Raw genomic sequence first — 22,004 nt, forward strand, 5'->3', positions numbered from 1 at the left:
ATAAAACAAATAAGGATATATGATGATTGATTTCTGGCCGTTGATTGGAGTGGTGATAATTACTCTTGGGCTCGCTTTACGTTTAAATACACTATTGGTTATTTTAACCGCAGGGATAGTGACAGGGTTAGTTGCAAAGATTGATTTTATTGAGATTTTATCCATTCTAGGCGCTTCATTTACTCAAAACCGTTACATGTCTTTATTTATTCTAGTATTGCCTATGATTGGGGTATTAGAACGATTTGGCTTAAGAGAACGTGCAGAAACACTGATTGGCTCAATCAAACAAGCTTCTGCTGGCCGAGTTATGTTTACGTATTTATTACTACGGAAAGTAACGAATGCATTAGGTTTAAACTTGGGAGGGCATCCATCCATGATCCGTCCTTTAGTTGCCCCAATGGCAGAAGCCGCTGCTGAGAAAAATAGAAAACCATTAACGAATAAAGAAAGACAGCACCTTCGTGCACTTGCTGCAATGAGTGAAAACTTTGCTAATTTCTTTAGCCAATTAATTTTTATTGGTGCTGGCGGTTTGTTATTAATTAAAGGTGTGCTTGAAGAGCATGGTTACAGTGTTGCTTTAAATGACATGTTTATGTGGGCGATCCCCACAGCTTTAGCCTCGTGTGTCGTATTTTATGTTCGAGCATGGATAGAAGATTCACGCTTGGCAAAAGCTGGTAAGCAGGAGCAAGAAGAATGTTAGAGTATATTTATCAAGCGACAGGCTTACTTCTTATTGCGTTTTCTCTTCAAAGTTTTATGGATAAAAAGAATCCGAAAGCAATAGGGACAGGGCTTTTCTGGCTAGCCTATGGTGTTTCTTTCTGTTTAGGTAGCGTATTACCTGATTGGGTTGTTGGCGTATTAGTACTTATTATGACGTTAATTGCTTCAGTGGGTTTAATGGGTATTGGGTCATACAATTCAAGTGACAATGAGTTTAGAAAAAGCAGTGCCAAATCTTTACAGAATATGCTGTTTCTTCCCGCGATTATTGTCCCTGTTGGTACGATTTTATGGAGCCAAGTAACCGGTGAAAGTGCACTTATTGGCTTAGGGATAAGCTCTGTTCTTTCATTGTTTGTCGCTAATTGGCTGACTAAGTGTAAGCCTGTTCAAAGTATCCATGAAGGACGTCGATTAATTGATACTATTGGTTGGGCAGCGATTTTATCGCAATTCTTAGCGGCATTAGGCTATTTATTTGGCCAGGCTGGTGTAGGTGATACGGTTTCACAAATAGTAAAAGAGATCGTGCCACATGGTAGCGTTTTAGCCTATGTGATTGCGTACACGTTTGGTATGGCTATTTTCACCATTGTAATGGGTAACGCGTTTGCCGCTTTTGCTGTTATTACCGCAGGTATTGGTATCCCACTATTAATTGTTGAAATGGGGGGAGATCCTATCGTAGTGGGTGTACTAGGCATGGTTTCTGGCTATTGTGGAACCTTAATGACGCCAATGGCGGCTAATTTTAATGTAGTACCTGCCGCTTTGTTAGAGCTCGATAATAAAAACCAAGTGATTATCACTCAGTTTATTCCCGGTTTTATTATGCTACTAATTAACACTACCTTTATGTACTTTTTTGCCTTTTAGGGGTTAACGATGAAAAAGATTCTAATTACAGGTTTCGAACCTTTTGGTAATGATAAAATTAACCCTGCGCTAGAGGCCGTAAAGCTAATTGCAGGCCGTAAACTTAATGGCGGTGAGATTAGTATTTGCCAAGTGCCAGTTGTGCGCTATAAATCTATTGAAACAGTAAAAAAAGCGATTGAAGATCAACAACCCTATGCAGTGATCACTGTTGGTCAAGCTTCGGGTCGCACAGCAATAACACCAGAGCGAATTGCGATTAATGTTGATGACTTCCGGATCCCAGATAATGACGGTATTCAAGTGATTGATGAACCAGTCATAGAGGGAGGCCCAGATGCTTATTTTACAACATTACCAATCAAAGCGATGGTGAGTGAAATACAACAAAAAGGGATCCCAGCTCAAGTATCAAATACGGCAGGTACTTTTGTATGCAACCATCTGTTCTACGGGATACAGCATTATTTAAAAGATACCAATATTCGTCATGGGTTTATTCATATTCCATTATTGCCAGAGCAATCAGTGGATGGCTCCCAACCAACAATGAAGTTAGAGCAAATAGCAGAGGGCTTAGCTATTGCAGCACAAGCTATCATTGATAATAGTGAAGATATTCAAGAAGGGGCAGGTACTATTTGTTGATTTAAAAACAGATAATTCTATCTTTATTTTAGAACCCAACAATTATTTATATTGTTGGGTTTTTTAATGATAACTATGTAAATAACTATTATATTTCAGTGAGTTGTGAATGCAGCGTTAAGTGTGTGTGTTTATGATGCTAAGTGTTTTCTTGCTCAAAAAATCAAGAGTAAATTTTCGCTTATTTTTGGGTTCCGTTTGTGAAAAAGGGCACATTTTTAAATAATAAGACTGCTAAGATGACTCAGAATGTAACCACTTGTTTCATTGGTGAGTTATGCAATGTAGGGGGTGTAGGCTCCACTGATAATTCTACATTGCTTTATATTATTTAGAATTATAAAAAGTAGACATATTATGCATTTAACATTAAAAACAAAGCTTGTAATAACAAGTGTTGCTCTTATCGTTTTAACGATTATCTCGTTGGGTACTTTTTCATATCAAACGATGAAAACACAAGCCTGGGATGGTATTCGTAGTGAGAGTGGGAATACTGCAAAAGCATACAGTTTAGGGGTTGGGGATTGGTTCAAAGGCCGTCAAGATGCGATTACGGCAATGAAAGAAGCCATAGAACGAGATCCGAATTTAGATATGGTGGCACACTTAAAACAAACCTTTACTTCGGGTGGTTTTGGACTGAGCTACTATGGTGATGCAGAGGGCGTAATGCAACGTCAAGATCCATCATTGAATAAAGCAGGTTATGACCCACGAACTCGTGGTTGGTATAAAGAAACTCTAGCAGCCAACAAAGCGATTACCACAAAGCCTTATGTTAGCCATACCATGCAAGCACTCGTGGTTACACTAACAGAGCCTGTGCGTGAAAATGGCCGAATTGTAGGTGTAACAGCATCAAACTTAGCACTTGGAGCTTTAATTGATGATGTGTTAGACATTCCTGTACCAGGGAAAGGCTACGCAATGTTACTTGATATCAGTAATAAGATTGTTGTTGCTCACCCTAATGAAAAAATTGCCTTAAAACCGATTGCAGATCTTGGTAAAGGTTTTGATGCGAATAACCTAAATAAAGAAATATCATCCGATGGTTTTTTCTTCACCGAAGAGAACGGTAGAGAAGAAGCGGTAATGATAACAGCAGTGCCTCATACGAATTGGGCAATTGCGTTAGTGATGGATAAAGAAACCTTAGAAGCGCCGTTAAATGCAATGCTATTTAAACTAATATTTATTGGCGGTTTAATTTTATTGTTTGTTTCATTATTTACCGGCTGGTTAGTTACACGTCAACTGCGTGAATTAGGTACCGTATCAGAAGCATTAGCAGATATTGCAAATGGTGAAGGGGATTTAACCGTTCGTATTAACGTTAAATCAGATGATGAAGTGGGTAAGCTTGCTGAAAACTTTAACCAGTTTGTTTCTCGTCTTCATACAATGGCATCGAATTTACGCGAAATCACATTAGAGCTTAATCGTTCAGCTGCGGACTCAGCAGATTCAGCATTTCAACGTAGCCAAAACATTCGTCATCAACAAGATGAAATTACCATGGTCGCGACTGCGGTAACAGAAATGGCAAGTGCAACCCAAGAGATAGCAGGCAATGCAGAGAATACAGCAAAATCTGCAGAGCAAGCGGTAGGCTTAACCCAAGAAGGGCATAATCAAGCAAACCAAAGCCAAGCATCAATTGGTAATCTTGCGCGTGAAGTAAACAGTGCGGTAGGCATCATTGAAGATTTGAATGGTCATGCACAAAAGATCAGCTCAATTCTTGCCACCATTCGTTCAATTGCAGAACAAACGAATTTACTGGCATTGAATGCCGCAATAGAAGCAGCACGAGCTGGAGATCAAGGGCGTGGGTTTGCAGTTGTTGCTGATGAGGTTCGTGTGTTATCTCAACGAACTCATACCTCAACAGAAGAAATTCAATCAATGATTGAAACATTGCAGTCGACAACACAAGAAGCCGTCTCTGTTATGTCGGACAGCCATCACTTGGCAGAAACCAGTGTGAAAGATGTCGATGACGCTGGTATGAGTATTGAGAATATAGCAGCTCAAATTAATGTGATTAGTGATATGGCGACACAGATCGCTTCGGCAGCAGAAGAGCAGTCAAGTGTAACCGCAGAGATCAGTCGCAATACAGAAGGAGTGCAAGAAGTTGCAAACCAAATGGCGAGTGAAGCAGAAACTGCAGCACAGCAAGCAGAGGCATTAAAATCGTTAGCTGATTCATTAGAAGAAGAGATCAAACGTTATAAGCTTTAAACGTAAAAACTTAATAAAAACCGTCATTTTTTGACGGTTTTTTTGTGTCAAAAAACCGTGATTTTCTTTCAAAAAGAAAGAGGTAGGAACAACTTATAAAATATTTTATAAACATCTTTCATTAACTATTCCCAAAAGTAAAACAAGGTGTAGAATACGCCTCCTTATCGGCTAACACACTATGTGTGAACTATTCCAGTGTATTGAAAATAAAGACGAATACACTTTTTAGGATATAAATGAAAAACGCATTACTTGCCCTTGTTATTTCTTTAGTCACGACTTCTTGTACTCCAATTTTTGATGGTAATTACAATCAATCAAATTCAGAATCATGCGATTGTAGTGGTGGTGTATCAAAACCAAATACATGGCAGCCCGGTTCATCAAAGCCAAGCGCATCAAAACCAACCCAGTCGGTCGAAGAGCAATTAGAAAATCTTGCTAATCAAGTTCATAATAAATGGGGTGACAAAGAGTTTCTTGAAGCCGGTAAGCACCGTTACGTAAAGTATCTTGATGGTTATCGTACTCGCGCACATATTGATTTTGATAAAGGTAAGATCTATGTATCGACTATTTCTCAATATCAACCTAAAGAGGCACTCAAAAAAGCCATTATAGGTACAGTTTTAATGCCTGCAGATCCATCGCATGTGGATTTATTCAGTGATAAGTCAATCCCTTTACGTGGCCGTCCTTTTTTACTCGGTCAAATTAAAGATCAAGAAAACAAAGACATTGAATGGCCTTGGCGTGCAGGGCAATACGCGGACTATTTAATTGAAAATAAACTTAAAACGAAAACCATCAAAAATGGAAAAGCGTATTACGTTGAGATCTCAATGGTGGATGACCATTTAGAGCAACGTGAATTCCAATATGCAGACTTGATCAAAAAAGCATCGAAAGAATACGATATTTCAATCGATTTAATTTACGCCATTATCCAGACGGAAAGTAGCTTCAACCCTTATGCAGTAAGTCATGCTGGTGCCTATGGTTTAATGCAGGTGATCCCAAAAACGGCAGGCGCAGATGTATTTAAATTAGTGAAAAACAAATCAGGAATCCCAACAAAAGAGTATTTGTTTAATCCAGCAAACAACATAGATACAGGCACAGCCTACTTTTATATTTTAAAGAATAGATACTTACGAGATATCACTCATGCAACCAATAAACATTACAGCATGATTTCTGCCTATAACGGGGGATCTGGAGGCGTATTCTCTACGTTTGATACAAGCAAAACTAAAGCTATCAGCGAGATAAATAGTTTAAAACCGGAGCAGTTATATTGGGCGTTAACCAATAAACACCCAAAAGCAGAAGCGCGTCGATACCTTGAAAAAGTGTTGAAGTTTCAAAAAGAATTTAATGAAAAAGCGTAGATAGAATATGTTGATTGAGAGGATGAATAAATTGAATTATACATTAATAGCTTAATTTGTTAGCTTCTCGGTCTATGAAAACTTCACTCTAATTTAGTTGGTGGTAACGACAGGTTGAAACAGATTCTCTTTTGTTTACTGTGTTTATATTCTTCATTTTCATGGTCACTTGAATTGACCAAAGAAGAAAGTGAATGGCTTAAAAATAATAAAAACTTTACATTTTATAATGATAATTATGATTCAAGACTTTTCTTTATTGAGAATGGCATTCAAAAAGGGTTATACAGCTATTTAGTTGCGGACATTAATAAGAAATTAAATACAAATTTCACCGTGCAAATTGAAGATATTGATGTATTACATGACAAGTTTAATAATTTTGATTCTGGTGTGTATTTTGATTTTGCGAATACAAAAGAGAGACGTGAAAGCTACTTTTTTGTCCCTACACTATATCGAGTGAGTACAAAAGTATTCTTTAGAGATACCTCAATTATTGAAGATCTAGTTAGTTTGAATAATAAGAAAGTAGGTCTTATTGATGATTGGTACTCCACCACTAACTTTGTAAATCAATACGCTGATGAAATAGATTATATTCCGGTTAAATTTAATACGTTAAGTGAGTTAGTTGCAGCACTAAATGCGGGAGAGATTGATGCTTTTGTTGCTGATACACAGGTGATCACAGACAAAGCGTATCCGACTCTTAATTTACCTCGGTTACAGAATTTATATACGTCATTTGCAATCTCAAAGGATTACATTGAACTCAACAGCATCTTAATCAAATATTTTACTGAACTAGAGTCAAAAGAAGTAAAAGAGATGGTTATAAAATCTCGCGAAGATTACTTCATCTATTTATTTAAAAAGAGCGAAGAGCTTAAAGGCTTAACGGTTAGTGTTGGGTATGGTGCTAATGAGTTTCCTACCAGTTACTATGTTAATAATGAATATCATGGAATAGCCCCAACACTTTTTGATAGTATTAAATTAATATTTAAAGATGTTGTGACGTTTATTGAACCAGTAATCGGAGAGTGCAACGAGTATGATGTTTTGTTGTCGGTGTATAATAATAAGTGCATAACAGACAACTACTTCTTAACCAAGCCATATTATACCTTTGAGCTATCGGTTTTTAATAAGTTAGAAGGGAATTTTATTTCAGAAATTGGGGATGTTAACTACTCAACCGTTGGAATGTTGAAAAATGCGTATTACTACGATTATGTAAAAAATAATACGTTAAATGTGGAAATGGTATTTTTTGATACTTTTGAAGAAATAATTAAAGCCGTAGATGATGGGGTCGTCGATTACGCTTTTGGTGATCAACGATTATTGCTTAATCACACTATTAATCATGATATGTTCGATCTAAAAGTAGCTGGCACGTTAACAGAAAAATCCTCTGTTTATATAGCGGTAAAAAAAGAGCATAAGGCGTTATTTGATGCGATTAACCTTATTTCAATAAGCTCGGATAATGAACGCCTAATTAAAAATATCTATATTAATGAAAATGAAAAGTACCAAAGAAATGATCTATGGGCATTAATCATGGTTTTTAGTGTTTGCATACTCATTATCGTTCTTTTACTTATACGAGATTTTCTTGCGAAAAAAACACAGCACCGACTGTTAACTATGAATGAGTCCTTGATTGGTTCATTAGAGATGGCGTCTTTGTACAGTGATGAAGAGACCAGTGAGCACAATAAACGGATTAATATTTACTCTGAGTATTTGTCGACTCTTCTGAAGATGCCAAAAGAGTTTGTAGAGGATATCCGAATGATCGCTTCTCTGCATGATATCGGCAAAATTGGTATCCCTCATTACATTTTAAAGAAACCAGGCAAGCTTGACCCTGATGAATTCGATGTGATGAAGCAACACGTTAACATTGGCTATGAGATTATAAAGAATACTGATCTTAGTCTAATAACTAAAAATATCGTGCTTTATCATCATGAAAAGTGGAATGGAAAAGGGTATTTAAACTTAGTTGGTGAAGATATTCCAATTGAAGCAAGAATCGTGAGTATTGTTGATGTGTATGATGCACTAAGACAAAAACGGGTTTATAAAGAAGGGTTTACTCATGAGGTTGCAATAGAGATTATTGCCGAGGAAAGAGGTGTCTCTTTTGATCCTATGATTGTTGATCTGTTTTTACATAATCATGAAGAGTTTAGAGCTATTTTTGAGAATAATCAGTAGGTAGAAGCAGGGGCTAGTTTTTAGGGGTTAGGGATTAGTAAGAGCAGGGACTAGTTTCTAGGGACGAGTAACTGCTTTGGGCTCTTACTCGTCCCTGCTTTTTCTAGTCCTTAGTCCCTAGCTTCTAGTCCCCAAGTGCAGCTTCGCCTTTCACGTCAAAATTGATTTTTTCATGGCCAGCAAATACTTGGAAGCGTTTACCTTTAGCGCGAGCAATAATCGTAATGCCAAATTTCTGCGCCAAATCTAAACCCATTTGCGTTACGCCTGAGCGAGATAGTAAAACGGGAATACCCATTTGAGCAACTTTGATCACCATTTCAGAGGTTAAACGACCTGTGGTGTAAAACAGCTTATTGTCGCCCGTACCACGGTTTAACCATAATTCACCCGCAAGTGTATCAACCGCATTATGACGGCCTACATCTTCCACAAAAGAAAGCACTTGGTTGTTTTCACAAATCGCACAGCCATGAACCGCACCAGCCGCTTTATAGGTGTCATTATGATAAGTCAGCGCTTCTAATGATGCATAAAGATCTGATTGGTTAATCGTTACTTGAGGCACTTGGTAATTCTCAAGTTGCTTCATAACGTTGCCATACATGGTGCCTTGACCGCAGCCAGAGGTAACCGTCTTCTTCTTTAAATTCTCTTTAACGTGTTCGGTGGTCTCTTTAGTATTCACCGCGGCTGTTTTGGTTTCCCAATCAATCATGATGGATTCTAATAACGTCACATCGCTAATAAAATGTTGATTCTTTAAATAGCCAACGACTAATTCAGCAGGGCGTGCACCTAACGTCATTAGAGTCACCACTTCTTGCCAATTCAACATAACCGTTAATGGTTGTTCACACGCGACTTCTTTTGTTAGCTTCTCACCGTATTCATCATAAACATCCACAGTAAGAGTTTGTTTAGGTACAGCGCCAGTAGTTATTATTCTTGGTGATTGGCTCAAAGTAAGCTCCAAATTAATGAGATTTAAAGTAATTAATGATATTTAAGGTAGCAAATGTATTACAGGCAAATTTTATACCACAGGATGAGTTGTGGTTAAATTAGAAATAAACCGTTGTTGGTATAAGGATTGCTTTATAGTGTGAATAGAGATAAAAAAGCCTCATAAAAAGAAGGGTGACTTGTGGATCAAAAAACAGAAAACCAATGGCCACTTCAGTTTGAAGTGATTGAAGAAACCAAACAAGTAGGACGTTGGAGTGCGCCATCTTGGCATATTGGTGACATTCATCTTTATGAGAAAAAAACACAAGCAGCGCAAAGTAACAGCATCTTGTTTGAGCGTGAGCTAGAAATATTCTTAGATGAACGAACCGATTACCGTTTTAATTTAAGCTCTCAAGATCCAAAGCTATTTTTTGCCTTTGAAAATGATAATGACGTACTTACCCCAGTAATGATCACGGCTTCACAAAGCTTGATAGGGCAATACATGGATGGTGATTACGTTGTGCTATCGATTGGAATGCCATTACCTGTACAAGCATGGCTAGAAGCTTTTATTGGCAAAAACGGTGAGCTGATAGAAGTTCGTAGAAAGAAACGTAAAGGTGCGGGGCGCGCAAGTGAGCAACTTCCTAAGTAGATGGGCACTGAGAAAACAGAAGGTAAAACAAGGTGAAGAGGTCAGTGATGAGCCGATTCAAGCACCGTCAACACCTGTTATTGACGCTTCTGTCGATGATGTTGAAACAGCATCAATTCTAGAAGAGGAAGAATCAACGCCTGAGATAGATCTGCCTACCGAGGCCGATCTAGGTGAAATCACAGGAACCAGCAATGTCAGCCAATTTATGGCAGCAGGGGTAGATAAAAACCTGAAAAAAGCCGCATTGCGTAAGATGTTTTTGAACCCTGAATTTGCAATGGAAGATGAGCCAAACTACTCAACACCACCAAAATTGGATAGTGAAACTGCAGCCAAATTACGAGATTGGATGGTAGAGCCTGTTGAAGAAGAAGGCGAGAGTGAGCAAGAGTCAGTGGCAGAGCAATTATCAGAATCATTATCAAAAGAAGCATCAGAACAACAACAAGAATTAACCGATAAAAATGAAGCAATAAACCGTAATGATAATGAATATCAATACGTTGCTGGCAACGAAAAAGCGTCAAGTGAGACAAAAAAGACCACTTAAACAATCGGGACATTTTGAACCAAGGTGAGACAAAATGTCCCTACAAAAAACACCGCCTGCCAAATAGTCTAAAAATTGCGCATTTTATCCTATTAATATTTCTCATTATTACCCATTAAGTTGGTACGGTTATTGCGATATAACACCTAGAAACCAGTCACAGAACTGAATAGGCCCAAATGGGGTCAAGAATAGGTGAAGCAATGTTAACCCAATTTTTAGCACAATCTGAAACAACGAATGCCAAAGCGCGTCAGTTCGCTATTGCGCAAACCGTTGAGTTAAACAACTTAATCCCACCAACGGTTAGTTACGAAAGCCGTGGTAACTTGATCATCATTGGACCTACCAGCATTATTGTTGATGTTGCCGAGCAGTTCTCAGAGTTGAACAGTATCACACTGGTATCAACCGAATCCGATGCACACGATAAAGAGACTGAAAGAACGGTTTACCATGCTAAAGATTTAAGCATCAAAGGCTTTTTAGGCGCATTTGATGTTGAGTGTACGCTAAATGGTGAACGCGTTAATCTAGCAAAAGCAACCATTGGTGCCGCTGCATTCGATCTTGTGTTAGACATGAAACTAGACAGTGTAATGTCAGAGCAAGTGCCAGTACCTGGTTACTATCCTGTAGGTCGTGGCTACCCAACACTTGCACAAGTGCTTGATGAATTACCAGCGCTTGTTGGTACGTTTGATAAACCAAAATACTTTCGCTTAAATCCAGAGTTATGTGCACACAGTTCACGTGGTGTAAAAGGGTGTGAGCGTTGTGTTGATGCTTGTCCTGCTGGCGCACTAACCAGTGAAGGCTCTGATCAAACAGGCCACCACATTCAAATTAACCCATACCTTTGTCAAGGTGTTGGTACCTGTGCAACGGCTTGTCCGACTGAAGCTATTAGCTATGCATTACCAGAAGCGGAAAAAACACAAAACTTCGCAACTCGTCTATTAGCAAACTACAAGAAAGAGGGTGGTGAAACACCAATTATCGCTTTCTGTAGTGATCGTCATGAAAACTTTAATGTGATGGCACTAAAAACCATGCCAGATCATGTTATCCCAGTAGTTCTTGATGAGCTTCTTTCTGTCGGTATTGATACATGGTTCTCTGCACTTGTTAATGGTGCAGCACAAATCCTTTTCATTGCCAGCCGTAGAATGCCTGAAACCATTCAGCGTGTATTAACGCAAGAAGTTGAAATCGCACAGGTTTTCTTATCTCAATTAGGGTTAGACCCTCAACGCATCCAAGTGGTTTACATGGAAGCGTTACACGAAATGACGCTTGTCGATACGCCATTAGCAGTAATTGAACAACCTTTAACTGGTAATAAACGTGCACGCTTAATGGGCGCGTTAGATCACCTCGCTGCTGATGCGACATCAAACAATATCGAAATTACCGAAATTCAATCTCTTCCTTCTCATGCGCCTTATGGCAGTGTGAGCTGTGAAACGAAAGACTGTACTTTATGTATGAGTTGTGTGGCGGTTTGTCCGACTCGTGCACTGCACAGTGATCCAGATTCACCAACATTAAAATTCATTGAGCAAGATTGTGTTCAATGTGGCCTTTGTGTCAGCGCGTGCCCAGAAAAAGTATTGAGCATGAAAGTGCAAATGAACTGGAGCCAAGCAGAGCGTCAAGAAACACAAATCATGCATAAAGAAGATGCCGCTTGTTGTATTACTTGTGGAACGCCTTTCGCTCCTGCATCAATGATTGAAATGCTAAGAGTTAAGTTACAGGGTAACCCTCACTTTAGTGATGAAGCTTCTATCAGTCGTCTATACATGTGTGAAGATTGTCGAGTGAAAGACATCTTTACCGATCTGTCTGCAAACCCAGAAAAACAATTAAAGGTGTAATGACCATGAATGAACAACAACAAGTAAGACAAGAAATCTATGGTTTATTAGCGCATTTGTTTCGTATTGCACCAGATCAAATGGTGATTGATTGGTTAAGTACCCTTGAAGTTGAAGGCAATGACAATCATGAGATGAGTCAAGCCTGGGTTGCGGTTTCAAAAGCGGCTCAAGAATCAAATCAAGAAGCACTAACAGACGAATACCAAAACCTATTCATTGGCGTTGGCCGTGGTGAAGTGATGCCGTTTGGCTCATGGCACATAGCGGGCGCTTTAATGGAAAAACCGTTAGTTGCCCTTCGACAAGATCTAATGCAATTAGGTTTTGAGCGAGCAGATGACGTAAAAGAGCCTGAAGATCATATCTCAGCATTATGTGAAGTAATGGCTATGCTTATTGAAGCGAATGATGCAGAAGTTCTGCAACAACGATTCTTTAACCGCCATATCCAACCTTGGTATGTCGCGCTGTGTGAGCAAATCAATAACGCTGAAAATGCGGATTTCTACAAATCAGTGACACAACTAGTTGAGGCGTTTTTCATTGTAGAACAAACGCGCTTTGCAAAAAATCCAAACGCAATTGAAGTCACAGAAGTATAAAAGTTGTTGTGACTTAAAAGAATTAAAACCATAAAAACAGACGCCCATTCCAAGTGAATTGGAAGCAAAGGAGCATTGAATGAGCAATAAAAATACGGACCTAAACCGCCGCACGTTACTGAAGGGTCTTGCAACTGCAGCTGCCGCAGGAACAGTAGCCGCAGCCGTTTCAGGAACAGCAAGTGCAAGCACAGTAACGGATAAAAAAGACGTTGAGAAGAAAGGCGATGGATATCGCGAAACTCAACACATTCGTGACTATTACGATAGCCTATAACGGAGCTTAATAATGAAATTGACTAAACGTTCCGATTCGGTACAAAAGCAAGAGAACCAGCTGGGCATTACACGTCGTATGTTCATGCGTACTTCAACGATTGCTGCGGGTGCAGTAGCAAGTGCAAGCATGTTTGTTCCAAGCATGATGAAAAAAGCACAAGCGAAAGAAGTGCCAGTTGATGCGCCAACAGAAGTGAAACGTACAATTTGTTCTCACTGTTCTGTCGGTTGTGGTATCTACGCTGAAGTACAAAATGGCGTATGGACTGGTCAAGAGCCAGCATTCGATCACCCATTTAACGCAGGCGGTCACTGTGCAAAAGGCGCAGCATTGCGTGAGCATGGTCATGGCGAACGTCGTCTAAAATACCCAATGAAGCTAGAAAATGGCAAATGGGTAAAACTGTCTTGGGATCAAGCGATCGAAGAGATCGGCAACAAAGCACTTGAGATCCGCAAAGAATCAGGTCCAGATTCAGTGTACTGGTTAGGTTCTGCGAAGCACAACAACGAACAAGCGTATTTGTACCGTAAAATGGCATCACTATGGGGTACAAACAACGTCGATCACCAAGCGCGTATTTGTCACTCAACCACAGTAGCCGGTGTTGCAAACACATGGGGCTATGGTGCAATGACGAACTCATTCAATGACATGCATAACTGTAAATCTATGCTATTCATTGGTTCAAACCCTGCAGAAGCTCACCCAGTAGCAATGCAACATATTCTGATCGCAAAAGAGAAGAATGGTTGTAAGATCGTTGTTGCCGACCCACGTCGTACACGTACAGCAGCAAAAGCGGATCACTATGTTTCATTGCGTCCGGGTTCAGACGTTGCCTTCATTTGGGGCGTTTTGTACCACGTTTTTGCAAACAAATGGGAAGATCAAGAATTCATTAACCAACGTGTGTTTGGTATGGATGAGATCCGCACAGAAGTAGCAAAATGGAATCCAGCAGAAGTTGAGCGCGTAACAGGCATTACAGAAGCTGAAGTGTACGAAACGGCAAAACTGCTTTCAGAAAACCGTCCAGGTTGTGTTGTTTGGTGTATGGGTGGTACTCAACATACAACAGGTAACAACAACACGCGTGCTTACTGTGTACTAGAACTTGCACTTGGTAACATGGGTAAATCAGGCGGTGGCGCAAACATCTTCCGTGGTCACGATAACGTACAAGGCGCAACGGATTTAGGTGTTCTTTCAGATACGCTTCCTGGCTACTACGGTGTTGGTGAAGGCGCATGGAAACACTGGACTAAAGTATGGGATCTTGATTTTGAGTGGGTGAAAGGCCGCTTCGATCAAGGCAAATACAACGGCAAAACGCCGATGAACAACTTTGGTATTCCTGTTTCTCGTTGGGTTGATGGTGTTTTAGAAGACAAAGCAAACATCGAACAAAACGACAATATCCGTGCAATGTTCTACTGGGGTCACGCAGTAAACTCACAAACACGTGGTACTGAGATCAGAAAAGCAATGAAACAACTGGATATGATGGTCATCGTTGATCCATACCCAACCGTTGCTGCTGTAATGAATGATCGTACTGACGGCGTATACCTTCTTCCTGCAACAACGCAGTTTGAAACGCACGGTTCAGTAACCGCATCAAACCGTTCATTCCAATGGCGTGAGCAAGTAATTCAGCCGTTGTTTGAATCAAAACCTGACCACGAGATCATGTACCTACTGACTAAAAAGTTAGGTTACTCAGATCAACTGTTCAAAAACATCAAAATTGATGAGAACAATCAACCTGTAATTGAAGACATTACTCGTGAATTCAACAAAGGTATGTGGACAATTGGCTACACAGGTCAAAGCCCAGAGCGTATTAAAGCGCACACACAAAACTGGCACACGTTCCACAAAACAACGCTAGAAGCAGAAGGCGGCCCAGTTAATGGTGAAACCTACGGTCTTCCTTGGCCTTGTTGGGGCACGCCAGAAATGAAGCACCCAGGTACGCACATTCTTTATGATACGTCTAAACCTGTAGCGCAAGGCGGCGGTAACTTCCGTACTCGTTTTGGTGTGGAATTTGAAGGCGAAAGCTTACTAGCAGAAGACAGCTACCCAGTAGGTTGTGAGATTGAAGATGGTCACCCAGAATTCACTGACAAACTGCTTAAGCAACTTGGTTGGTGGGACGATCTGACTCCAGCTGAAAAAGCAGCAGCAGAAGGTAAAAACTGGAAAACCGATCTATCTGGCGGTATTCAACGTGTTGCCATTAAACACGGTTGTATGCCTTTTGGTAATGCAAAAGCACGTGCGATTGTATGGACGTTCCCTGACCGTGTTCCACAACACCGTGAGCCGTTATACACACCACGTCGTGATTTAGTTGCTGATTACCCAACATGGGATGACCGCGCGGCTAACTTCCGTATACCAACATTGTACAAAACAATTCAAGACCAAGATAAGTCAAAAGAATACCCAATTATTCTGACTTCAGGTCGTCTGGTTGAGTACGAAGGTGGTGGTGAAGAAACACGTTCAAACCCATGGCTTGCAGAGCTTCAACAAGAAATGTTTGTCGAAGTTAACCCGAAAGACGCAAACGACATCGGCTTTAAAGACGGTGATATGGTTTGGGTTGAAGGTGCAGAGAAAGGTCGAATTCACGTTAAAGCAATGGTGACACGTCGTGTTAAACCTGGCTTAGCGTTCGTACCATTCCACTTTGGCGGTAAATTCCAAGGTGAAGACTTAACGACTAAGTACCCAGAAGGAACGGTTCCATACGTTATTGGCGAAGCAGCAAACACAGCAACCACTTATGGTTATGATCCTGTAACACAAATGCAGGAAACCAAAGTGACACTATGTAAAATCACGAAAGCGTAAGGGGTGATATAAAATGGCTAGAATGAAATTCTTATGTGACACCAAGCGTTGTATTGAATGTAACGGCTGTGTCACAGCATGTAAAAACGAAAATGATGATGCGCTAGAGTGGGGCATCCAACGTCGTCGTGTAGTAACACTAAACGACGGTGAGCCGGGTGAAACATCAATCTCTGTTGCATGTATGCACTGTACTGATGCGCCTTGTATGGCGGTTTGTCCTGCGGATTGTTTTGAACACACAGAAGATGGCATTGTATTGCATAACAAAGATCTTTGTATCGGTTGTGGCTACTGCCTATTTGCTTGCCCATTTGGTGCGCCGCAGTTCCCTAAACAGGGTGCGTTTGCTGAGCGTGGCAAAATGGACAAATGTACATTCTGTGCAGGTGGACCAGAAACAGAAGCGGGTTCAAAAGAAGAACGTGAAAAATACGGCGCAAACCGTATCGCAGAAGGCAAATTGCCAATGTGTGCTTCATTATGTTCAACCAAAGCACTGCTTGCTGGTGATGCAGAGAAAGTATCTGACATCTTCCGTCAACGTGTTGTAGAGCGTGGCGCAAAAGACGCAGGTTGGACAAACGGTGAAGACTTATCGTTCGATGCGACTAAGAGCTAATCCGGTGGAGAGAGCGATGTTGAAACAACTAAAACGTCTTTCTCTTTCGTTATTGCTGCCAGTATTGGCAGCATTAACACTGACATTTGCTATGCCTAGCATGGCAAATGACAGTGTAGCCGCGAAAAGTGCAGAGAAAGAGATGACCCAACTTGGTGGTGCTGATTTTTGGCGTCAAGTAAGAGCGGGCGAAGAAGGCTATACGACCTCACAATCACCAGAGCATGGTGTACTTATCAGTACGGCTGGCGAAACGTGGTATGTGTTAAAAGAGAAGTGGATGTCACCATTAGGTGCATTAGCGATCTTTGGTAGTTTAGCAATGGTGACACTGGCGTATTTTACCATTGGTCCCCTAAAATTAAGCAAACCAAAAACAGGACGTCGAATTCAGCGTTGGAGTAAAATGGACCGTGCATTGCATTGGAGCATGGCGTTCACGTTTTTAACACTGGCGTTCAGTGGTTTATGTTTGATTTATGGTAAGCACTTTTTAAAACCGGTATTACCAACCGATATTTGGGGCATGATTATTTATGCCGCGAAGCAGTATCACAACTACATGGGCCCAATCTTTGGCATTCTATTAATGACTGTTTTAGTGAAATGGTGGAGAAAATCCATTGTAAACAAAACTGACATTCAATGGTTCATGAAAATGGGCGGTATGGTTGGTAAGCATAAAGGCTCGCACCCATCAGCAGGTTTCTCAAACGGTGGTGAAAAAGCGATTTTCTGGCTTCTAATCTGGTTTGGTGCAATCGCAGCGATCAGTGGGTTTGTACTAGATTTCCCTATCTTCGGCCAATTACGCCGTGATATGGAATTATCGAGCTTAATCCATATGCTTGCAGCGTTGATCTTGATTTGTGGTTTCATCTTCCACATCTACATCGGTTTATTCGGTATGGAAGCTGGACTAGAAGGCATGGTGACAGGCGATGTTGACGAAACATGGGCTAAAGAACACCACGATTTATGGTATGAAGAAGTAAAAGACTTACCAGAGAATCAGCCAAAAGATAAAAACAGCTAATAACGAGTTAAGATTCGTATAGCGATAATTTGTAAAACTAAAAGCCGAGCAGGATAACTTGCTCGGCTTTTTTACGTTTAAAAACAGTCTTCTCACACTTAGTCACGATGTCGATCCTATTTATCTTTGCTATATTTATTACGTTCTCAAAGATTAATCTTGAATAAATAATGCTAAGAACGCTGTTGATTTGTGTAGAAGGGAGATGGAATGGAACTATTACATGAAGAAAAAATATGTTGCCCTTATTGCAATGAAGTGATTGTAATTGTCGTTGGCTCTGAAGATCTTGACCAAGAATATATTGAAGATTGCAGCGTTTGTTGCCAACCGATTAGAGTTCAGGTTACCACCAACATCAATGATGAATTAATGGTGATTACCTATAATGAAAATGATGCCTAATCGGTCATACTTAGATGTGATGTCTTGGTATTTTTTCGAATAAAGAATAGTCGAACTCTTTACTAAAATAGATATGCGTTACCATTTTAATAATCCAGTAAAAATTCTCTTGATCTAAACTTAGCTTGAGGTTTTATGCTTATCCCAAATAAAAAGAAGGGGATAAGCTATGCAAAATAACTACATAAAAGAATTAGCAATTAAGAGTTATCAGGAAGAGATAACCAGAGAATATATCAATTCAAGAAAGCGTACATTTCATTATCCAAGCTTTGTTTCTGGGCTAATTGCAGCGGTGTTTCTGGTTGGTTTTTTTTGATTTAAACGAAAAATGGTATTTGAAAAATCACATGGAAGAACGTAATCAATATTTATATAAGGGAAGTAAATGAATTTTAATCAAGTTACGTTGGCGGTTCATGACATAAATTTGGCTGTCGATTTCTATAAAGCTCTTGGATTAACTCAAATTGTTGGTAATGAACACTACGCCCGTTTTTCGTTTCCTGATGGTGATGCAACATTCTCTATTTATCTAGATACTGATAAAAAGGGGCTCGATTGTCGAGGTGTGATTTACTTTGAGCATGAAGAACTCGAACAATTGGTAGAGTCGCTAAAAAGTAAAGATATAGTCTTTTCTCAAGAACTGATAATGCAATCTTACCTATGGAAAGAAGCGGCATTAAGTGATCCTTCAGGAAACAAAATAAAATTATATTGGGCTGGTGAAAATCGTTTGAACCCACCTTGGAAACTGAAGAGCGTAGCTAATAAGGGGGATACTTTAACTTAGCAAAAGCCAAATCAATACCATTCAATCTATTACTAATATTATCAATAGCTTGAATCATTAAAAAATACGAGTTTAAAAGCAAAATGAAAAGAAATAGAATGAAATCCACTTATGAAAGGGTATGATGTACGAATGAAAAACATACATCGTCATTAATTTTTAACGACAAGATTCGAAATCAATAAGTTCGTTGAGGATTTTGGGTGTATGTATAAGGGTTATATTGGCAAAAGGTGAATTATGTTTACAGTGGAAATTGATAGTGAATTGAAATTGGCACTTATTGAGCCATCTTTTGCGAAAAAATATTTTGATATCGTGTCAAAGGAAGAAGCTTATTTATCTCAATGGCTAGCTTGGCCACCACATGCAAAATCAGAGGATTTCTTTCTACGCTTTGTGCGTAAATCGTTACTTGATTATGCGGAAGGCAAAGGAATGGTTTGCGGCATGATTTACCAAGGTGAATTAGTCGGTAATGTCAGCTTCAACACGATTAATCATAATTTAAAAATGGCTGAGATTGGCTATTGGCTTAGTGAGTCTTATCAAGGTAAGGGCATTATTACTCGTGCTGTGTCTAAGTTAATCGAGATTGCATTCACAGATTTACAGCTTGAGAAAATTCAAATAGCAGCAGGCGAGAACAACCTACCAAGCCGTAAAGTTTGTGAGCGTTTAGGAATGACATTAGAAGGCATTATTTCTAATCGCGAAAATCTGAATGGTCGTATTATTAATCATGCTATTTATGGTTTATCAAAGCACCCTGTGAGCTAACCGCATAAAGCGACACGTTGTCGTATAGGATGAATGTAGCGAACAATATCGATTAGTTTATGATATTGATTTATTTGAGTTTTAGATAAAGGCTAGATGCTTTAATAGAATAATTAGGGACAAATGTTGTAGTGAACTATAAGACATTTTGTCGTAGAGAGAGCGTTAGCCATTTTAAAAATCACGAGGAAATAATGACTTTTGTAGTAAATATTTTGAACAAAGATTTTTCATTGATTGCTTCTGATAAGCGAGCCAATACAACTGGACCGACAACAATCAAGATGGGAAATATCACTATTAATGCTGAAAACGGCGCAACAATTGACGGCTACAAGAAAATATATACGAATGAGTCTAATTCATTTGCTGCTGGTATAGCTGGTGTTACCGATAGTCATTCCTACGCGAAAATATTAGAATCTACAGCGGATATTAATTTAGCATTACGCAATATTCGAGAGCATATGGAGTCTTTTTTAGATGTAAATAATCGAGAAAAGTTACTAGAAATGAACTCTCTTACTGAGAATCAAGGCGTTATCACTTTTTTTGATGGTAAGACAGATACATACTTTTCTAATTTTTACTTGTTCAGTGAAATTCATAATTATACTCGTTTATTTGCTCGCTCTGAAGAGGGCACTAGACTCATTCATATTGGCTCAGGAAGTTCTCATTTTGAGAGTATTTTTAGCACTGAAGAAGTTAATTCATTTATTGAAAGTATTTCTGGTACAACAGATATCGAAAGGGTTCTGCTTTGGTTAAACGAAGTGTTTGGTAAAGTGAGTGACGCTGATGATAGTGTAAGTAGTGAATTTGTTGCGTATGTTTCTACTAGAGAAATCCCTGAGTTCATCGAAGTAACAAATAGCTAACAAAACATTTAAGAGTGATAGTAGGTAAAGATGCTATCAATCAAAGCATTGAGAGTTGTATCTCCCAGTATTTGCGACTGTTGTACGTCAGGAATAAGTCATTACAGTCATGTAATGGTAACTAAGGTTAAATCGACTCAAAGCTCTTGGAATTTAAATGGTGTCGGTGAACTTAGAGGTGTTACGGCAACATGTCCTTACTGTGCTGCTATGTACGAAGCCGTCGAGCGTGTTGTTCCTATCCATGTGAAGACATTAAACTGCCCAAAATGCAAAGAGAAAGATACTCTCGAACTGACGGTTAATGACATAAATCATACGTCTTTACTTAGTAAAAGCGGTGATCTTTAGTTTGAATTTCAAGCAGAGCTTCGATGTACTAAGTGCCAAGAGAAAAAATCATTCAGCCAAAAAATTTGGGATATCCTGAGTGCGTCTGAAGTGGAAATTACTTTAACAGGTATCCGCATAAAACGAGCCTAACAAAGCGTTCAAGACGGATTCACAACGCTTGGCGGTTTCAGTTCCAGTCAGGTTTAGTGTTTAAGGTACAATGATTTAGGTTTGGTGGTTGGCGTTGTTCACCACTTAACGCGGCGTTAATTGGCAGTTGAAATTGGTAGAAATCAATGAAATTAAAAAAATTATTACAACACGATTTTATACAGGCTTTTGAAAGCTTGTTAGTTACTCTTTTTGAAAAAGAGTTATTTATAGCGAGCCTAAGGAATTATTGTTCTCATGGGAACCCTTTGAGATTCCATAATTTTGCGTTTTCCATGCGTGAACTCGTATTGCACATAATTGCAAGGCGGGCGCCTATTGAAGAAGTTAAGGAGACTAACTGGTACGAAAAAGAGCATGAGAAGTTTGATGTTACTCGACGACAACAACTAAAATTTTGCGCTCAAGGATATTTGTCTGACCAGTTCTTTACAGAGGCTGATCTAGAAGACCTAAACTCAAATATCAAATTCTATTTAAAGAAGTTCAACTTCTTTAATAAGTACACGCACATAACCGAAAAACATTTAAAACCCAATCCTAAACAGTTCTATACAGACATGAAGTTTATTATTGAGTTTTCTCAAGAAGTTGTGGAACAACTTGAGTCATGGGATAGCATAGTCGTATCTGCGGTTGAAAATCGTTGCCATGAACAGATTTTCCAGTCGGTTATCAATAACTTCCCTGATGACTTAATGATTTTGGCAAACAATGTAATCATTGAAGAAATTCACCCAGAAGAACTGGATATAGTCGTTGTTAGTGATGAACATATTGAGGTTAGTGTGAATGGTACGGTTTATGTTAGCCAAGAATATGGAAAAGGTGAAGATTTCACCGAAATGGCAAATAATTATCCGTTTACGATCTCTCTTGAAGTATCTGTTGATGACCCTAGTGATATCACAGTTGACCCAAGTAGTATTGAAGTTGATACGTCAAGTTGGTTCGAGTAAAGCCACTTAACAAAGTATTTAAGAGTGATTCCCAACGCTTGGCATTTTTCATTCCATCGTTGGGTTTAGTGTTTACGGTGGTAAGGTTGAGTTT

The 22,004-nt window shown here is 39.4% G+C and carries 21 protein-coding genes; 20 read left to right on the forward strand and 1 reads right to left on the reverse strand.

Annotation, left to right across the window (positions count from 1 at the left end):
* Positions 1-22 precede the first annotated feature (22 nt).
* The 6 genes from ED622_RS12850 (at position 23) to ED622_RS12875 (ending at position 8,135) form a co-directional block, all read left to right on the forward strand.
* On the forward strand, positions 23-712 hold the full coding sequence (locus ED622_RS12850) for a DUF969 domain-containing protein (RefSeq protein ID WP_122034627.1): 690 nt from the start codon (positions 23-25) through the stop codon (positions 710-712).
* Entirely contained in the window at positions 706-1,611 is a 906-nt protein-coding gene (locus ED622_RS12855) for a DUF979 domain-containing protein (RefSeq protein ID WP_122034628.1), read from the forward strand. The genes ED622_RS12850 and ED622_RS12855 overlap by 7 nt, the downstream gene beginning before the upstream one ends.
* Positions 1,612-1,620: 9 nt before the next feature.
* A complete protein-coding gene (gene pcp / locus ED622_RS12860) occupies positions 1,621-2,259 on the forward strand; it encodes a pyroglutamyl-peptidase I (RefSeq protein ID WP_122034630.1) in 639 nt (212 codons plus the stop codon).
* Positions 2,260-2,616: 357 nt separating this feature from the next.
* Positions 2,617-4,509, forward strand: coding sequence for a methyl-accepting chemotaxis protein (locus ED622_RS12865; protein WP_122034631.1), 1,893 nt, complete (start codon positions 2,617-2,619; stop codon positions 4,507-4,509).
* Between the two features lie 239 nt (positions 4,510-4,748).
* The gene (mltC, locus tag ED622_RS12870; RefSeq protein ID WP_122034633.1) at positions 4,749-5,903 is read left to right on the forward strand and encodes a membrane-bound lytic murein transglycosylase MltC; all 1,155 of its coding nucleotides are present in this window, start codon (positions 4,749-4,751) and stop codon (positions 5,901-5,903) included.
* Between the two features lie 174 nt (positions 5,904-6,077).
* Complete coding sequence (locus ED622_RS12875) at positions 6,078-8,135, forward strand: HD domain-containing phosphohydrolase (RefSeq protein WP_254052629.1); 2,058 nt, start codon at positions 6,078-6,080, stop codon at positions 8,133-8,135.
* A gap of 124 nt (positions 8,136-8,259) precedes the next feature.
* Here the strand turns inward: ED622_RS12875 and ED622_RS12880 are convergent, their stop codons facing one another.
* Positions 8,260-9,099, reverse strand: coding sequence for a formate dehydrogenase accessory sulfurtransferase FdhD (locus ED622_RS12880; RefSeq protein ID WP_122034635.1), 840 nt, complete (start codon positions 9,097-9,099; stop codon positions 8,260-8,262).
* 183 nt (positions 9,100-9,282) lie between these two features.
* Between ED622_RS12880 and ED622_RS12885 the strand changes: the two genes are divergently transcribed.
* The 14 genes from ED622_RS12885 (at position 9,283) to ED622_RS12950 (ending at position 21,910) form a co-directional block, all read left to right on the forward strand.
* On the forward strand, positions 9,283-9,744 hold the full coding sequence (locus ED622_RS12885; RefSeq protein WP_122034637.1) for a DUF3305 domain-containing protein: 462 nt from the start codon (positions 9,283-9,285) through the stop codon (positions 9,742-9,744).
* Positions 9,725-10,297 (forward strand): DUF3306 domain-containing protein, encoded by a 573-nt coding sequence (locus tag ED622_RS12890; protein WP_122034639.1) that lies wholly within the window; start codon positions 9,725-9,727, stop codon positions 10,295-10,297. The genes ED622_RS12885 and ED622_RS12890 overlap by 20 nt, the downstream gene beginning before the upstream one ends.
* Before the next feature lie 203 nt (positions 10,298-10,500).
* Positions 10,501-12,177 (forward strand): 4Fe-4S dicluster domain-containing protein, encoded by a 1,677-nt coding sequence (locus tag ED622_RS12895; RefSeq protein WP_162922516.1) that lies wholly within the window; start codon positions 10,501-10,503, stop codon positions 12,175-12,177.
* A gap of 5 nt (positions 12,178-12,182) precedes the next feature.
* Complete coding sequence (locus tag ED622_RS12900) at positions 12,183-12,782, forward strand: molecular chaperone (RefSeq protein WP_045103297.1); 600 nt, start codon at positions 12,183-12,185, stop codon at positions 12,780-12,782.
* Between the two features lie 79 nt (positions 12,783-12,861).
* The gene (locus tag ED622_RS12905) at positions 12,862-13,059 is read left to right on the forward strand and encodes a twin-arginine translocation signal domain-containing protein (protein WP_045101998.1); all 198 of its coding nucleotides are present in this window, start codon (positions 12,862-12,864) and stop codon (positions 13,057-13,059) included.
* Between the two features lie 12 nt (positions 13,060-13,071).
* Entirely contained in the window at positions 13,072-15,927 is a 2,856-nt protein-coding gene (locus tag ED622_RS12910) for a formate dehydrogenase subunit alpha (RefSeq protein WP_122034642.1), read from the forward strand.
* A gap of 13 nt (positions 15,928-15,940) precedes the next feature.
* A complete protein-coding gene (gene fdh3B, locus ED622_RS12915; RefSeq protein WP_045102000.1) occupies positions 15,941-16,549 on the forward strand; it encodes a formate dehydrogenase FDH3 subunit beta in 609 nt (202 codons plus the stop codon).
* 16 nt (positions 16,550-16,565) lie between these two features.
* Positions 16,566-17,585 (forward strand): formate dehydrogenase subunit gamma, encoded by a 1,020-nt coding sequence (locus ED622_RS12920; protein WP_122034644.1) that lies wholly within the window; start codon positions 16,566-16,568, stop codon positions 17,583-17,585.
* Between the two features lie 210 nt (positions 17,586-17,795).
* Positions 17,796-17,990 carry a CPXCG motif-containing cysteine-rich protein gene (locus tag ED622_RS12925; protein ID WP_122034645.1) on the forward strand — a complete coding sequence of 65 codons (195 nt, stop codon included), beginning with the start codon at positions 17,796-17,798 and terminating at the stop codon, positions 17,988-17,990.
* 388 nt (positions 17,991-18,378) lie between these two features.
* Complete coding sequence (locus tag ED622_RS12930; RefSeq protein ID WP_122034647.1) at positions 18,379-18,786, forward strand: VOC family protein; 408 nt, start codon at positions 18,379-18,381, stop codon at positions 18,784-18,786.
* Positions 18,787-19,026: 240 nt separating this feature from the next.
* Positions 19,027-19,566: a GNAT family N-acetyltransferase gene (locus tag ED622_RS12935; RefSeq protein ID WP_122034649.1), complete on the forward strand. Its 540-nt coding sequence runs from the start codon at positions 19,027-19,029 to the stop codon at positions 19,564-19,566.
* A gap of 194 nt (positions 19,567-19,760) precedes the next feature.
* Positions 19,761-20,447 carry a hypothetical protein gene (locus ED622_RS12940; protein WP_122034650.1) on the forward strand — a complete coding sequence of 229 codons (687 nt, stop codon included), beginning with the start codon at positions 19,761-19,763 and terminating at the stop codon, positions 20,445-20,447.
* Positions 20,448-20,477: 30 nt separating this feature from the next.
* Entirely contained in the window at positions 20,478-20,798 is a 321-nt protein-coding gene (locus ED622_RS12945) for a hypothetical protein (protein WP_162922517.1), read from the forward strand.
* Between the two features lie 278 nt (positions 20,799-21,076).
* A complete protein-coding gene (locus tag ED622_RS12950; RefSeq protein ID WP_122034654.1) occupies positions 21,077-21,910 on the forward strand; it encodes a hypothetical protein in 834 nt (277 codons plus the stop codon).
* The last annotated feature ends 94 nt before the right edge of the window (positions 21,911-22,004 follow it).

Source organism: Aliivibrio sp. EL58 (assembly GCF_900312675.1).
GTDB lineage: Bacteria > Pseudomonadota > Gammaproteobacteria > Enterobacterales > Vibrionaceae > Aliivibrio.

Excerpts from the sequence above, each read along its gene's own strand:
- ED622_RS12850 (WP_122034627.1), top strand. The coding sequence starts at position 23 with ATGATTGATTTCTGGCCGTTGATTGGAGTGGTGATAATTACTCTTGGG.
- ED622_RS12855 (WP_122034628.1), top strand. The coding sequence starts at position 706 with ATGTTAGAGTATATTTATCAAGCGACAGGCTTACTTCTTATTGCGTTT.
- pcp (WP_122034630.1), top strand. The coding sequence starts at position 1,621 with ATGAAAAAGATTCTAATTACAGGTTTCGAACCTTTTGGTAATGATAAA.
- ED622_RS12865 (WP_122034631.1), top strand. The coding sequence starts at position 2,617 with ATGCATTTAACATTAAAAACAAAGCTTGTAATAACAAGTGTTGCTCTT.
- mltC (WP_122034633.1), top strand. The coding sequence starts at position 4,749 with ATGAAAAACGCATTACTTGCCCTTGTTATTTCTTTAGTCACGACTTCT.
- ED622_RS12895 (WP_162922516.1), top strand. The coding sequence starts at position 10,501 with ATGTTAACCCAATTTTTAGCACAATCTGAAACAACGAATGCCAAAGCG.
- ED622_RS12900 (WP_045103297.1), top strand. The coding sequence starts at position 12,183 with ATGAATGAACAACAACAAGTAAGACAAGAAATCTATGGTTTATTAGCG.
- ED622_RS12905 (WP_045101998.1), top strand. The coding sequence starts at position 12,862 with ATGAGCAATAAAAATACGGACCTAAACCGCCGCACGTTACTGAAGGGT.
- ED622_RS12910 (WP_122034642.1), top strand. The coding sequence starts at position 13,072 with ATGAAATTGACTAAACGTTCCGATTCGGTACAAAAGCAAGAGAACCAG.
- fdh3B (WP_045102000.1), top strand. The coding sequence starts at position 15,941 with ATGGCTAGAATGAAATTCTTATGTGACACCAAGCGTTGTATTGAATGT.
- ED622_RS12920 (WP_122034644.1), top strand. The coding sequence starts at position 16,566 with ATGTTGAAACAACTAAAACGTCTTTCTCTTTCGTTATTGCTGCCAGTA.
- ED622_RS12925 (WP_122034645.1), top strand. The coding sequence starts at position 17,796 with ATGGAACTATTACATGAAGAAAAAATATGTTGCCCTTATTGCAATGAA.
- ED622_RS12930 (WP_122034647.1), top strand. The coding sequence starts at position 18,379 with ATGAATTTTAATCAAGTTACGTTGGCGGTTCATGACATAAATTTGGCT.
- ED622_RS12935 (WP_122034649.1), top strand. The coding sequence starts at position 19,027 with ATGTTTACAGTGGAAATTGATAGTGAATTGAAATTGGCACTTATTGAG.
- ED622_RS12940 (WP_122034650.1), top strand. The coding sequence starts at position 19,761 with ATGACTTTTGTAGTAAATATTTTGAACAAAGATTTTTCATTGATTGCT.
- ED622_RS12945 (WP_162922517.1), top strand. The coding sequence starts at position 20,478 with ATGCTATCAATCAAAGCATTGAGAGTTGTATCTCCCAGTATTTGCGAC.
- ED622_RS12950 (WP_122034654.1), top strand. The coding sequence starts at position 21,077 with ATGAAATTAAAAAAATTATTACAACACGATTTTATACAGGCTTTTGAA.